The sequence below is a fragment of the Burkholderia sp. YIM B11467 genome (assembly GCF_052952715.1).
Genome location: NZ_JBQVSQ010000007.1, coordinates 44621 through 58768, shown reverse-complemented (window position 1 = coordinate 58768; position 14148 = coordinate 44621). Strand labels below are relative to the sequence as shown.

Here is a 14148-nt window from a genome sequence, read left to right as displayed (position 1 = left end):
GCACTGCGTTGTAAACAAAGGCTTTGTCGATACTAAAACGCTTGCCGGGCAAGGCTTCCGGCGATTTTCGCACCGCTAATACCACTTCGTTGACTGGTATTATGGTGGTTATATAATGCGTTCACTTTCGACGGCCCGAGGTCGTCGTCCGACACCCGGAGACACATGGAAACCAGCTGGTCCGAACTGGCGCCCGATCCGCTCATCGACACGCCGCTTTATCTGCAGCTCGCCCGCAACCTGGCGAGCGCGATACACGGCGGCGCGTGGCAGGCCGGCGAGGCGCTGCCGTCGGAGCGGCTGCTGTCGGTGTCGGTCGGCGTATCGCGGATCACGGCACGCCGCGCACTCGCGCTGCTGGTCGAGCAGGGGCTGATCAAGCGGGCGCGTGGGGCGGGCAGCTTCATCACGCCGCGCGTCGCCGATCCGCTGTCGCGTCTCGTCGGCTTCACCGCGAAGATGCGGCAGCGCGGTTTCGTGCCCGATTCGGTATGGCTGTCGCGCACGCTGCGCGCCGCCACCCGCGACGAGCTCACGCGTCTCGGTCTCGCGCCCGGCGCGACGGTGGCGCGGCTCGAACGGCTGCGCCGCGCGGACGGCATCGTGATGGCGGTCGAGCATTCGACGCTGCCGGCCGCGGTGGTACCCGATCCGCAGGCGCTCGGCGCGTCGTTGTACGAATACCTCGAAGCGCGCGGGATGACCGTCGTACGCGCGCTGCAGCACTTTCGCGCGGCGAACGCGACGCACGCGATCGCGAAATGGATGGCGGTGAAGCCCGGCTCGGCGCTGCTCGTGATCACGCGCATCGGCTACGGTGCCGACCAGCGCGCGATCGAAGTGTCCGAAACGTATTGCCGCGACGACTATTACGACTTCGTCGCCGAACTGAAACGCTGACGCGCGAGACTGCCCGCGCGCGACAGGCGCGAAGCAACGACACGGATTTGCAAATCACGACGCGGATGCCCGCGTCACCAGATCATCAAGAGAACGTCATGCTGACTGGAAACATCCTCACCCCCGACGGCTGGATTCACGGTTCGCTCGATAGCGAGAACGGCCGCATCACCACGCTCGACGGCAAGCCCGTCGATCCCGCGAAGAACGACGCGCCGTACATCCTGCCGGGTTTCATCGACCTGCACGTGCACGGCGGCGGCGGCGCCGACGTGATGGAAGGCGGCGACGCGATCGAGACGATCGCCCGCACGCACGCGCAATTCGGCACGACGAGCCTGCTCGCGACGACGATGACCGCGCCGCGCGACGAACTCATGAAAGTCGTCGGCAACCTCGGCACCGTCGCGCGCACCCGCACGCCGGGCGGCGCGCGCGTGCTCGGCGTGCACCTCGAAGGGCCGTACATCAACCCCGGCAAGCTCGGCGCGCAGCCCGACGCGGCCGTGTCGGCCGTGCTCGACGAAGTGCTGAAGTACCTGTCGATCGCGCCGATCCGGGTCGTCACGCTCGCACCGGAAATCGCCGGCCACATCGAGATCATCGGCGAGATGGCTGCGCGCGGCGTGCGCGTGCAGCTCGGCCACTCGCTTGCGACCTACGACGACGCCGTCGCCGCGCTCAAGCACGGCGCATGCGGCTTCACGCACCTGTTCAACGCGATGTCGCCGCTGCATCACCGCAACCCGGGCCTGGTGGGCGCGGCGCTGGCGCATGCCGAATACGCGGAAATCATTCCCGACCTGCTGCACGTGCACCCGGGTGCGATTCGTGCCGCGCTGCGCGCGATTCCGCGCCTGTACGTCGTGACCGACAGCACGTCCGCAACGGGCATGCCCGACGGCGAATACCGGCTCGGCAGCCAGCACGTGACGAAGTGCCTCGGCGGCGTGCGGCTGGCCGACGGCACGCTCGCCGGCAGCACGCTGACGATGGACCAGGCGCTGCGCAACCTCGTGTCGCTCGGCCTGCCGATCGCCGACGTGTCGAACCGGATGTCGCGTTATGCGGCCGACTACCTCGGCGTCGCCGATCGCGGCCGCCTCGAGCGTGGCGCATGGGCCGACCTCGCGGTGTTCGATCGCGACCTGAACCTCACCGCGACCTACGTCGAAGGAGAATCGATTGTCGAATATGCTTAAGGAAGCGCGCGAGTCCGCCCAGGTCGTCGCCGCGCAGATCGCCGACACCACGCGCGTCGAAGCGCTCGCCGGCCAATTGCTCGATCACCCGCCGGCCGTTGCGCTGACGGTCGCGCGCGGCAGCTCGGATCACGCCGCGAGCTATTTCGCGAGCCTGACGATGAGCCGCCTCGGCGTGCCGGTCGCGTCGCTGCCGATGTCGGTCGCGACGCTGCAGCAGGCGCCGCTGAAGGTGCAGGACCAGCTCGCGATCGCATTCTCCCAGTCGGGCAAGAGCCCCGATCTCGTCAATACGATGGCCGCGCTGCGCGAAGCCGGCGCGCGCACCGTCGCCGCCGTGAACGTGCTGCCGTCGCCACTCGCCGACGCGTGCGAGCATCAGTTGCCGCTGCTCGCCGGCCCCGAACTGTCGGTCGCCGCGACGAAGAGCTATATCGCGATGCTGTCGTTGTCCGCGCAGATCGTTGCCTACTGGCAGCGCGATGCCGCGCTGGTGAGCGCGCTGCGCGGCCTGCCCGACGTGCTCGCGCAGGCCGGCCGGCTCGACTGGTCGCCGGCCGTCGCCGCGCTCGAGGGCATCGAGCGGATGATCGTCATCGGCCGCGGCCTCGGTCTGGCCATCGCGCAGGAAGCCGCGCTGAAACTGAAGGAAACGTCCGGCATCCAGGCCGAGGCGTTCTCGAGCGCCGAAGTCCGCCACGGCCCGATGGAGTTGATCGACCGCGACTATCCGCTGCTCGTGTTCGCGCCGCCGGGGCCCGAACAGGCCGGCCTCCTGCAGCTCGCTGAAGACATGCGCGCCCGCGGCGCCGCCGTGCTGCTCGCGGCGCCCGCCGGCACGCCCGGCGCGACGCTGCCGCTCGCGCAGTCCGCCCATTCGGCGCTCGACCCGATCGCCGCCATTCTTTCGTTCTACGTGATGGCGGCGGATCTCGCCGTCGCGCGCGGCCGCAATCCCGACACGCCGCGCCACCTGAACAAAGTCACCGAAACGCACTGATAGCCGAGACAGCCGATGAGACGCGCCGAGGAGTCCCAGTTGAAGAGCCCCACCCACGATCAGATCGTCCTGCTTGCCCCGCTGACGGGGCCGATCGTCGCGCTGGCCGACGTGCCCGATCCGGTGTTCTCCGGCGGGATGTTCGGCGACGGCATCGGCATCGACCCGCTCGCGGGCAAGCTCGTCGCGCCGTGCGCGGGCATCGTGTCGCATCTCGCACGCACGGGCCATGCGGTGACGATCACGACGCCGCAAGGCGCGGAAGTGCTGCTGCACATCGGCATCGACACCGTCGAGCTGAACGGGCAGGGCTTCGCCGCGCACGTCGAAGCCGGCGCGCGCGTCGAAGCGGGCGATCTGCTGATCGAGTTTGACCAGGACACGGTCGCACGCAGCGCGCATTCGCTCGTGTCCGTGATCGCGATCGCGAACTCCGACGCGTTCGAGGTCGTCGAGCGCGCAAGCGGTTTTGCGACGGCCGGCGAGACGCCGCTGCTCGCATTGCGCGGCAAGGGCGCAGCGGCCGCACAGGCGGCGCAGGCCGGCGCGGCGGCACACAACGAAGTGCGCCGCGAGATCGTGCTGGCGCAGCCGGGCGGCCTGCATGCGCGGCCGGCCGCGCGTGCACGCGAAGCCGTGCGCGGGTTCGACGCGACCGTCGACGTGCGGTTCGACGGCCGCAACGCGTCGATCGCGAGCGTCGTCGGCCTGCTCGGCCTCGGTGCCGGCGAAGGCGCGACGGTCGAACTCGTCGGCCGGGGCGCGCACGCGCAGCAGGCCGTCGATGCGGTCGAGCACGAGCTGCTGCGCGAAGCGCACGGCGAAGTCGAGGAAAAACCGGCGCGGCTGAGGTCGCCCGCGCCGCAGACGATCGCGCGCAACGTCGGCGCTCCGATTGATCCGAACACGCTCGCGGGCGTCTGCGCGGCACCGGGCATCGCAGTCGGCACGCTGGTGCGTCTCGACGACGCGGAAATCGTGCCGCCCGAGCAGGCATCGGGCACGCCGGCCGCGGAAAGCCGCCAGCTCGACCAGGCGCTGAAGGCCGTCGACGGCGAACTCGACGAAACGGTGCGCAACGCGTCGGCGCGCGGCGCGGTCGGCGAAGCGGGCATCTTCGCGGTGCATCGCGTGCTGCTCGAAGACCCGACGCTGATCGACGCGGCACGCGACCTGATCAGCCTCGGCAAGAGCGCGGGCTTCGCGTGGCGCGCGACGATCCGCACGCAGATCGACACGCTGTCGAAGCTCGACGACGCCTTGCTCGCCGAACGCGCGGCCGACCTGCGCGACATCGAGAAGCGCGTGCTGCGCGCGCTCGGTCACACGAACGGCGCGGCGCGTGCGCTGCCCGACGAGGCCGTGCTCGCGGCCGAGGAATTCACGCCGTCGGACCTGTCGTCGCTCGATCGCCAGCGCGTGACCGCGCTCGTGATGGCGCGCGGCGGCGCGACGTCGCACGCGGCGATCATCGCGCGGCAACTCGGCATTCCGGCGCTGGTTGCGGTCGGCGATGCGCTGTACGCGATTCCGGACGGCACGCAGGTCGTCGTCGATGCGAGCGCGGGCCGTCTCGAACACGCGCCGACCGCACTCGACGTCGAGCGCGCGCGCCACGAGCGCCAGCGCCTGGACGGCGTGCGCGAAGCGAACCGGCAGTTGGCAGGCGTTGCCGCCGAGACGGTCGACGGTCGCGCGATCGAGGTCGCCGCGAACATCGCGACGCTCGACGACGCGAACACCGCGGTCGACAACGGCGCGGACGCGGTCGGCCTGCTGCGCACCGAACTGATGTTCATCCATCGCCAGGCCGCGCCGACGGTCGCCGAACACGAGCAGAGCTACCAGTCGATCGTCGACGCGCTGCAGGGCCGCGCGGCGATCATCCGCACGCTCGACGTCGGCGCCGACAAGGAAGTCGACTACCTGACGCTGCCGCCCGAACCGAATCCGGCGCTCGGCCTGCGCGGCATCCGCCTCGCGCAGGTGCGCCCCGATCTGCTCGACGATCAGTTGCAGGGCCTGCTCGCGGTGAAGCCGTTCGGCGCCGTGCGCATCCTGCTGCCGATGGTCACCGACGCGGGCGAACTCGTGCGGCTGAGAAAGCGCATCGACGAATTCGCGCGCGCGCAGGGCCGCACCGAGCCGATCGAGGTCGGCGTGATGATCGAAGTGCCGTCGGCCGCGCTGCTGGCCGACCAGCTCGCGCAACACGCGGATTTCCTGTCGATCGGCACCAACGACCTGACGCAGTACACGCTCGCGATGGACCGCTGCCAGGCCGATCTGGCCGCGCAGTCCGACGGCCTGCATCCGGCCGTGCTGCGCCTGATCGACATCGCGGTGCGCGGTGCCGCGAAGCACGGCAAGTGGGTCGGCGTGTGCGGCGCGCTCGGCGGCGATCCGCTCGCGGTGCCGATTCTGGTGGGCCTCGGCGTGACCGAACTGTCGGTCGACCCCGTGTCGGTGCCGGGCATCAAGGCGCGAGTGCGCCGTCTCGATTACCAGTTGTGCCGTCAGCGCGCGCAGGATCTGCTCGCGCTCGATTCGGCACAGGCGGTAAGGGCAGCAAGCCGCGAGGTCTGGCCGCTCGACTGAACGTCGACGGCGGGCGCGCGGCCCGTTTCGGTACAAGAGCGTAATTAGGTCAACGACGATTAACGACGAGACAAGGATTGGAGGACTGAATGAACGGGAATCCGTTTCTGAAAATACAGGGCCTGGGACGGGCGCTGATGTTACCGATCGCGGTACTGCCGGTTGCCGGCATTCTGCTGCGACTCGGCCAGCCCGACGTGTTCAACATCAAGATGATCGCCGACGCCGGCGGTGCGATCTTCGACAACCTGCCGCTGCTGTTCGCGATCGGCGTGGCGGTCGGCTTCGCGAAGGACAACAACGGCGTTGCGGCGCTCGCGGGCGCGATCGGCTACCTGATCGAAACCGCGATCATGAAGGACATCGATCCCAAGCTGAACATGGGCGTGCTGTCCGGGATCATCGCGGGTGTGGTAGCGGGCTTGCTGTACAACCGCTACAAGGACATCAAGCTGCCGGACTACCTTGCGTTCTTCGGCGGCAAACGGTTCGTGCCGATCATCACGGGGCTGGTCTGCGTGATACTCGGCATCGCATTCGGGTACGTCTGGCAGCCGGTCCAGCACGCGATCGACGCGGCCGGCCAGTGGCTGACGACGGCGGGCGCGATCGGTGCGTTCGTGTTCGGCTTCCTGAACCGCCTGCTGCTCGTCACGGGCCTGCACCACATCATCAACTCGCTCGCGTGGTTCGTGTTCGGCAACTTCACGCCGCCCGCCGGCGGCGACATCGTGCACGGCGACCTGCACCGCTTCTTCGCGGGCGACCCGACCGCGGGCACCTTCATGGCCGGCTTCTTCCCGATCATGATGTTCGGCCTGCCGGCGGCGTGTCTCGCGATGCTGCACGAAGCGCCGAAGGAGCGCCGCGCGATGGTCGGCGGCCTGCTGTTCTCGATGGCGCTCACGTCGTTCCTGACCGGCGTGACCGAACCGATCGAATTCAGCTTCATGTTCCTCGCGCCGGTGCTGTACGTGATCCACGCGGTGCTGACGGGGCTGTCGCTCGCGATCTGCCAGATCCTCGGCGTGAAGCTCGGCTTCACGTTCTCGGCCGGCGCGATCGACTACGTGCTGAACTACGGGCTGTCGACGAAGGGCTGGATCGCGATCCCGCTCGGCATCGCGTATGGTGCCGCGTACTACGGGCTGTTCCGCTTCTTCATCCGCAAGTTCAACATGGCAACGCCGGGCCGTGAGCCGGCATCGGCCGATGCGGCAGTCGAATCGTACGCATCGGGTGGCTTCGTCGCACCGGCTGCGGGCGCCGCCGCGGCTGCGCCGCGTGCGCAGCGCTACATCGCGGCACTCGGCGGCGCGGGCAACCTGTCGGTCGTCGACGCATGCACGACGCGTCTGCGCCTGACCGTCGTCGATCCGGAGAAGGTCTCGGAGCCGGAACTGAAGTCGATCGGCGCGCGTGGCGTGCTCAAGCGTGGCGGCAACAGCGTGCAGGTGATCATCGGGCCCGAGGCCGACATCATTGCCGACGAGATGCGTGCGGCGATCGGCAGCGGCGCGACCGGTGCGGCAGCGACGGCGACGGCCGCCGCGGCGCAGCCCGTCACGGGCGCGGCCGCCGGCCCGCTCGATCCGGAACCGGCCCGCTGGCTCGCGGTGTTCGGCGGGGCGACCAACGTCGTGTCGCTCGACGCGATCGCGACCACGCGCCTGCGCGTTGTCGTGCGTGATCCGTCGGCGGTCGATCGCGATCGTCTCGGCGCGCTCGACGTCGCGTGGGTGTCGCTCGACACGTTCCACATCGTCTGCGGCAACGCGGCGGCACGTTATGCCGAACAGCTCGGCGCGCGCCTGCCGCCGTCGGGCAGCGGGGCGGCCGCACAGCCGGCCTGATGCGATGAAGCCGGCCTGACCCGCGACGCGGGTTCGGGTCGGCCGGCAAAACGAAAGCGGCTTGCGATGCGTCGCAAGCCGTTTTTCTTTGGCGGGGCGATTGCGCGATGCGTTCGCCCGCATCGCGTATCGCTCAACCGTTCACTGGTTCGTCAGCGTGAAGGTCGGCTTCCGGTAGCCGATGCCGGCCCGGTCGAGCTTCGGCAATTCGCGTTGCGTGAGCAGCGTCGCGAAACCGGCCCAGTCGCGCTGCAGCGCGGCCGTGTCGACGTGATGCGTGTCGCCGCGCTTGAAGCGCACGCCGGCCGCGTACGGCAGCTCCCAGCCGGCCCGGTGCCACGCGCGCTCGGCGAGCGCGAGCAGCCGCGGATAGGCCATGTATTCGAGGAAGGTGTCGTTGCGCATCACCTCGCCCCACGCCTGCCCCTGCATGCCTTCGATGCGCGGCGCGGGGCCCGTGCCCGTGACCTCGAACGTGTTGCCGTCACGGTCGCCCATCACCTCGGCGTTCTGCGGCAGGTTCTCCGGCGCGAGCGAGAACACCTTGTACTCGTCCGTCGCGTGCGAGCCCCAGTAGTAGCCGCGCTCGCGCGGGTTGAGCGTGTACGGGAAGTCGAAGTACAGGTAGTCGGGCAGCGCGAGCACCGTCAGGTAACCCTTGCCGCTCAGGTCGCGTGTACTGTCCGATGCGCCCCAGAAGATCGTGTCCCACAGCGACACCATCACGTGACGCGTGCTGAAGTCCTGCGGCCCGTTCGCATGCTTGATGCCGTCCTGCCACGCAGCCATCGTGTCGATCCCGTTCGCGTTGACCGCCGCGCTCACCTGTTGCGCGAAACGCGTCGGCAGTTCGTCGATCGACTTGATTTCGCCGCGCTGGAGCAGCGCCGTGCAAGCGGGCGAACGCGCCCACGGCTTGTCCTGCGCGGCGAGATCGATACGCCCCTTGTTCGGATCGGTGCCGTTCAGCGGCTGGAAGCCCGCGCCGAGGAAGATGTTCTTCGCCTCGTCGCCGCCGTAATGCCAGATGTGCAGCGGCGCTTGCGCATCGGCATGCATCGCCGCGATCTCACGGATCACCTTCGATGCGAAATTGAGCGCGCCCGGTACGCACGGGTTCAGGTCGCTGCGCCGGTCGTAGAACTGCACCGTCGTCAGGTTCGACGTGTCCTGCGGATCGAGCAGCCGGTATGCATTCGCTTCCTGCTCGCGGCCGGCCGCATGCAGGCGGCGGTAGCGCGCCTCCATCGTCACGACGGCCGCGCGTGCATGCGCGGGCATGTCGATCTCGGGGATGATCTCGACGAAATGCGCGGCTGCGTAACGCACGAGCGCCACGTAGTCGTCGCGCGTCAGGTAGCCGCCGCCGGAGCGGTTGTCCGGGCCGGAGCCGAGTTGCGGCAGCAGGCAGCGCGTCTCGCTCGGATCATGGCAGCGGCGTCCCCCGATCTCGGTCAGCTCGGGCAGGCCGGGAATCTCGATACGCCAGCCCTCGTCGTCGGACAGGTGCAGGTGCAGCCGGTTGAGCTTGTACGCGCTCATCTGGTCGATCAGGCGGCGCAGCGTCGCCGGGTGCTTGAAGTTGCGCGCGAGGTCGACGTGCATCCCGCGATGCGTGAAGCGCGGCGCATCCTCGATGAGCATCGCCGGGATCGGGCCGCCGCCGGCCGGCGCGAGCGAGAAGAGCGTCTGCACGCCGTAGTAGAGGCCCGCGCGATCGTAGCCCTCGATGAACACGCCGCGCGGCCCGATCGCGAGTCGGTAGCCGCCCGGCGTCGCGATGTCGGCCGGCAGGCGGCGCGGCGCGACCGCGCCCCACACCGGCACGCGCGCGCCGTCGAGCCCGAGTGTCGTCGCGCGATCGCGCAGCGCCGCGACCTGCGCGTCAGGCAGGTTGGGCAGCGCGAGTTCGACGCCGCGCAGGTCGAGCGTGCCGGGCAGCGGCTGCTCGCGTTTCACGCTCGGCAGCGCACGGGTTGCGTCGGGCCGTGCGGCCACGGGCGGCGCGTTGCCGGTCGAGTTGTTCTGCGCGTCGGCCGGCAGCGATTCGACGTAGCGAAGCTCGTCGTCGGTGTCGTTGTAACGAAGCACGGCCGGCGGCGCGCCGTCGACGACCACGTACGGGCGCGGAATCACGTCGCTGTAGCGCAGCAGCCAGTATTCGGCGACGAACGGCAGCTCGATACGTTCGCCCGGTGCAAGCCGCACCGAGCCCGGCTGCGGTGTCAGTTCGTACAGGTCGCCGGTGAGCCGCCGCAGCGCGAAGCCCGGACGGTCGATCCGCAGCAGGCGGCGGATGCTGTGCAGGTAGAGCTTCCAGCCGCCGTCGGCGATCGCCTGATGGCCGCGGTTCTGCAGGATCAGGCGGCCTGTCGCGCAGGCCGCGCCGTCGGCGCCGAGATCGGCGCACGGCACGCCGGCCGCGGCCGCGTGGTTGTTGTCGACGGCGACGCGCAACGCGAGGCCGTTCGACAGCAGCGCCGCGAGATTGGCCGGTTGCGCGGCCGGTTGTGCTGCCGATGGTGCGGTGCCGGCGGTCGACGCAGGCTGCGCGCCGATCGCGACCGGCGACAGCGCCGCGATCAACAGGCCGGCAAACAGGGATGGCAAGGTACGCTTCATTCGAACTCCTGAGAAAAAAGGGGGCGTGGCGGCGTCGTGGAGCGACGTCGCTGCGTTCGGGTCTTTCAATGGAGCTGCGGGAGATACAGCACGCGGGGCGATGCGGCCGCACCGCGCGCATTCGACACGCGGGGGCGTGCGTTACGGAACGGGGGGCGGGCAGGCGTGCCGATCGGATCGGCGGGGTGGCGTACGCGTGCTCATCGACGGCGCGCGGCAACCGCCGCGGCGGCGTGGCGGCCGCAACCGGCTGCGCTCGACCGGGTGCGCACGACGGCGACGGCGGGCGCGGCCGCCCACGGATGACGACACGGCGCGCACGCGCGCGCCACACACGGGATTCGCATGTCTCCCCCACCAGATGGATTCGGCCTGTCAGCGGCCGTGTCCAAAGATCTTATGAAACCTTTTATTGGTATTCAAGTGGTATCAATCTGGCGCTAAATTGGCATCGGCGTGCCGGGCCTGTCCGCGCGGCCGGGACGAAAAAAAACCTCGCGCGAAGCGAGGTTCCGTCCGGACAGCGGCGGTGCGATCCGCCGCACGCGTCACGCGTCAGTCGCGGCGCGCCCGCACGGGCGCTTCCTGCGTCTTCTGCCGCGCTTCGAGCCACATCGCGTTGACGATGCCGAACGACAGCGCGACGCCGATACCGAGAATCCAGCTGAAATACCACATGATCCGACTCCTTGCGAAACGGTGGACGGGGGCGCCTGCGCGCCCCGGCCCGGTTCAATACATCGAGTGCTTGTTCTCTTCGAGCGTCTGGTGCGTGACCTTGCCGCGCATCACGCGATACACCCAGCTCGTATAGAGCAGGACGATCGGCAGGAACACGATCACCGCGAACAGCATCACCTGCAGCGTCATGTGGCTCGACGTCGAATCCCACACGGTCAGGCTGCTGCGCGGGTCGAGCGACGACGGCATGATGAACGGGAACATCGAGAAGCCCGCGGTCAGGATCACGCCGGTGATCATCAGCCCGGTGCAGAAGAACGCGGTCTTCTCCTGCTTCGAGCCGGCGAGCAGCAGCGCCAGCAGGCCACCCGCGATCCCGACGACGGGCGCCGCGATCATCCACGGATACTGGCTGTAGTTCGCGAGCCACAGGCCCGAGCCGGCGGCGACGTCCTTGAGCAGCGGGTTCGCGACCGTGTCGGTCGCCGCGGCGCGCGTGATGTGGAAGCCGCCGATATACGAGGCGATCAGCACGCCGGCCAGCACGAACAGCACGACTGCGAGGAACGCTGACACGCGCAGCGCGATCGATGCACGGCGTGCGATCACGCCGTCGGTCTTCATCTTGATGAACGCGGCGCCGTGCGCGACGAGCATCGTGAGGCTGACGAGTCCGCACAGCAGCGCGAACGGGTTCAGCAGCGCCCAGAAGCTGCCGTAGTAGGTCACGCGCAGGTCGCTGTCGAACTTGAACGGCACGCCCTGCAGCAGGTTGCCGAACGCGACGCCGAACACGAGCGCCGGCACGAAGCCGCCGACGAACAGGCCCCAGTCCCAGCCCGCGCGCCAGCGCGGGTCAGGCCGCTTGCTGCGGTAGTCGAAACCCACCGGCCGGAAGAACAGCGCGAACAGCACGAGCAGCATCGCGAAGTAGAAGCCGGAGAACGACGCCGCGTAGACGAGCGGCCAGGCGGCGAACATCGCGCCGCCGGCCGTGATCAGCCACACCTGGTTGCCTTCCCACGTTGCACCGACGGTGTTGACGATGATGCGGCGCTCGTCGTCGGTCTTGCCGAGGAACGGCAGCAGCGCGGTCGCTCCCATGTCGAAGCCGTCGGTGACGGCGAAGCCGATCAGCAGCACGCCGACGAGCAGCCACCAGATCAGCTTGAGAGTTGCATAGTCCATAGCGATTCCTTGTTCCGTTTCGGGTGCGTGCTCAGGCCGGGGCGCGCTCGCTGGCGGCCGCGAGTTCGTGGTGGTAACGGCCGGTGTGCAGCGACGACGGGCCGAGGCGCGCGTACTTGAACATCAGCTTGATCTCGATGACGAACAGCACGGTATAGAACAGGATGAAGCCCGCGAGGCTCAGGTACAGGTCGGTCGGCGTCAGGCTCGATGCCGACAGGTGCGTCGGCAGCACGCCCGCGATCGTCCACGGCTGGCGGCCGAGCTCGGCGACGATCCAGCCGAATTCGATCGCGATCCACGGCAGCGGAATTGCCCACACCGCGTAGCGCAGGAACCAGCGGCGGTTGTCCTGCAGCAGTTCGCGGCGCGCGCAGAACCAGAACGCGGCAACGAACGTCGCGACGAACAGGAAGCCGAGGGCCACCATGATCCGGAACGAGAAGAACACGGGCGCGACCGGCGGGATCGTCTTCTTCGCGGCGGCCTTGATCTGCTCGGGCGTCGCGTCGACCACGTTCGGCGTGAACTGCTTGAGCATCAGCCCGTAGCCGAGATACTGCTTGTGCTGGTCGAACAGCTCGTGCGTCGCGGCGCTGGTGTCGCCTTCCTTGATCTTCTGCAGCGCGCCGTACGCGATCATCCCGCTCTGGATGTGCTCCTCGCTGCGCTTCATCAGGTCCTTGAGGCCGATGACGGGTTCGTCGATCGAGCGCGTCGCGATCAAGCCGAGCGCGTACGGGATCTTGATCGCGTAGTCGGTGCGCTGTTCCTCCTGGTTCGGAATGCCGATCAGCGTGAACGGAGCCGGCGCGGGTGCCGTCTCCCATTCGGATTCGATCGCGGCGAGCTTCATCTTCTGCACTTCGCCGGTCGTATAGCCCGATTCGTCGCCGAGCACGATCACGCAGAGCGTCGCCGCGAGGCCGAAGCCGGCCGCGACCGCGAACGAGCGCAGCGCGAAGTCGACGTCGCGCTTCTTCAGCAGGTACCACGACGACACGCCGAGCACGAACATCGCGGCCGAGACATAGCCCGCCGACACCGTGTGCACGAACTTCACCTGCGCGACCGGGTTGAACAGCACGTCGAACAGGCTCGTCATCTCCATGCGCATCGTCTGGTAGTTGAACTCGGCGCCGACCGGGTTGTTCATCCAGCCGTTCGCGACGAGGATCCACAGCGCGGACAGGTTCGAGCCCAGCGCGACGAGGAACGTGACGATCAGGTGCTTGACCTTCGACAGGCGGTTCCAGCCGAAGAAGAACAGGCCGACGAACGTCGATTCGAGGAAGAACGCCATCAGGCCTTCGACCGCGAGCGGCACGCCGAAGATGTCGCCGACGTAGTGCGAGTAGTACGACCAGTTCGTACCGAACTGGAATTCGAGCGTGATGCCGGTCGTCACGCCCATCGCGAAGTTGATCCCGAACAGCTTGCCCCAGAACTGGGTCATGTCCTTGTAGACCTGCTTGCCGGTCATCACGTAGACCGCTTCCATGATGACGAGCAGCCAGGACAGGCCGAGTGTCAGCGGCACGAACAGGAAGTGGTAGAGCGCCGTGATGCCGAACTGCAGACGTGACAGATCGACGACTTCACTACTTATCATGGTGGTCTCCCTCGGTGGGTGCAGGCGCCGGCACCGAAAGCAGCTTCTCGGCGACGGCGGCAGGCGGAAGCGACATGTGCTCGGCCTGCGGATGATTGAAGAATGCGTATTTGAGCGACATCAGGAGGATCAGCTTGACGATCAGCACCAGGGTGATGTCGCGGGCGAGGGTCGGGCCGCGTGCCCACGCGGCGATGCGCGCGCGCCAGCCGATCGTGCCGGCCGGCCGCGGGGGAGGCGGCGCAGGCTCTTTATTGATCGAGATCAAGGCGAATATCCTGAATCGATTTAGGTCGGTTTTGGGGCGACTTTACGTCGGATTTATGACGGCCGTGAAGCTGTTTTAATCCTTTTGCGCCGGACATGCCAATTTTAAAAGGACTGCTTTCCGATGCCGAGTGCTGCGCTGCGGCAGACCGTCGCGAAACGCGGGCCGAAACTTGAGGCAGATCAAGGTTATGCGGAAGGGGGCCGCAAACAGCCTAATACCTG

10 protein-coding genes are annotated in these 14148 nt (G+C 68.2%); 5 read left to right on the top strand and 5 right to left on the bottom strand.

The genetic code is table 11. The annotated features are described in order from the left end of the window. Window positions 1-165 precede the first annotated feature (165 nt). The 5 genes from ACTRWB_RS23530 to nagE all read left to right on the top strand — a co-directional run bounded on the left by ACTRWB_RS23530 (window position 166) and on the right by nagE (window position 7553). Window positions 166-900 carry a GntR family transcriptional regulator gene (locus ACTRWB_RS23530; RefSeq protein WP_129513022.1) on the top strand — a complete coding sequence of 245 codons (735 nt, stop codon included), beginning with the start codon at window positions 166-168 and terminating at the stop codon, window positions 898-900. A gap of 98 nt (window positions 901-998) precedes the next feature. Continuing rightward, entirely contained in the window at window positions 999-2102 is a 1104-nt protein-coding gene (gene nagA, locus ACTRWB_RS23525) for an N-acetylglucosamine-6-phosphate deacetylase (RefSeq protein WP_048247011.1), read from the top strand. After that, window positions 2095-3102, top strand: a complete 1008-nt coding sequence (locus ACTRWB_RS23520; protein ID WP_048247009.1) for an SIS domain-containing protein — start codon at window positions 2095-2097, stop codon at window positions 3100-3102. Before nagA ends, ACTRWB_RS23520 begins: the two co-directional genes overlap by 8 nt. Before the next feature lie 15 nt (window positions 3103-3117). Then, window positions 3118-5700, top strand: a complete 2583-nt coding sequence (gene ptsP, locus ACTRWB_RS23515) for a phosphoenolpyruvate--protein phosphotransferase (protein ID WP_446903334.1) — start codon at window positions 3118-3120, stop codon at window positions 5698-5700. A gap of 89 nt (window positions 5701-5789) precedes the next feature. After that, complete coding sequence (gene nagE, locus ACTRWB_RS23510) at window positions 5790-7553, top strand: N-acetylglucosamine-specific PTS transporter subunit IIBC (RefSeq protein WP_446903333.1); 1764 nt, start codon at window positions 5790-5792, stop codon at window positions 7551-7553. Between the two features lie 141 nt (window positions 7554-7694). On the opposite strand, the gene ACTRWB_RS23505 is transcribed toward nagE, so the two are convergent. The 5 genes from ACTRWB_RS23505 to cydP all read right to left on the bottom strand — a co-directional run bounded on the left by ACTRWB_RS23505 (window position 7695) and on the right by cydP (window position 13924). Further along, window positions 7695-10175, bottom strand: coding sequence for a family 20 glycosylhydrolase (locus ACTRWB_RS23505; RefSeq protein WP_446903332.1), 2481 nt, complete (start codon window positions 10173-10175; stop codon window positions 7695-7697). 555 nt (window positions 10176-10730) lie between these two features. Next, window positions 10731-10853: a cytochrome bd-I oxidase subunit CydX gene (gene cydX / locus ACTRWB_RS23500; RefSeq protein WP_006477761.1), complete on the bottom strand. Its 123-nt coding sequence runs from the start codon at window positions 10851-10853 to the stop codon at window positions 10731-10733. Between the two features lie 54 nt (window positions 10854-10907). Then, window positions 10908-12044 carry a cytochrome d ubiquinol oxidase subunit II gene (gene cydB / locus ACTRWB_RS23495; RefSeq protein ID WP_129513018.1) on the bottom strand — a complete coding sequence of 379 codons (1137 nt, stop codon included), beginning with the start codon at window positions 12042-12044 and terminating at the stop codon, window positions 10908-10910. A 31-nt stretch (window positions 12045-12075) separates the two neighbouring features. Continuing rightward, window positions 12076-13656 carry a cytochrome ubiquinol oxidase subunit I gene (locus tag ACTRWB_RS23490; RefSeq protein WP_446903331.1) on the bottom strand — a complete coding sequence of 527 codons (1581 nt, stop codon included), beginning with the start codon at window positions 13654-13656 and terminating at the stop codon, window positions 12076-12078. Further along, the gene (cydP, locus tag ACTRWB_RS23485; RefSeq protein WP_048246999.1) at window positions 13646-13924 is read right to left on the bottom strand and encodes a cytochrome oxidase putative small subunit CydP; all 279 of its coding nucleotides are present in this window, start codon (window positions 13922-13924) and stop codon (window positions 13646-13648) included. The genes ACTRWB_RS23490 and cydP overlap by 11 nt, the downstream gene beginning before the upstream one ends. Window positions 13925-14148: the final 224 nt, after the last annotated feature.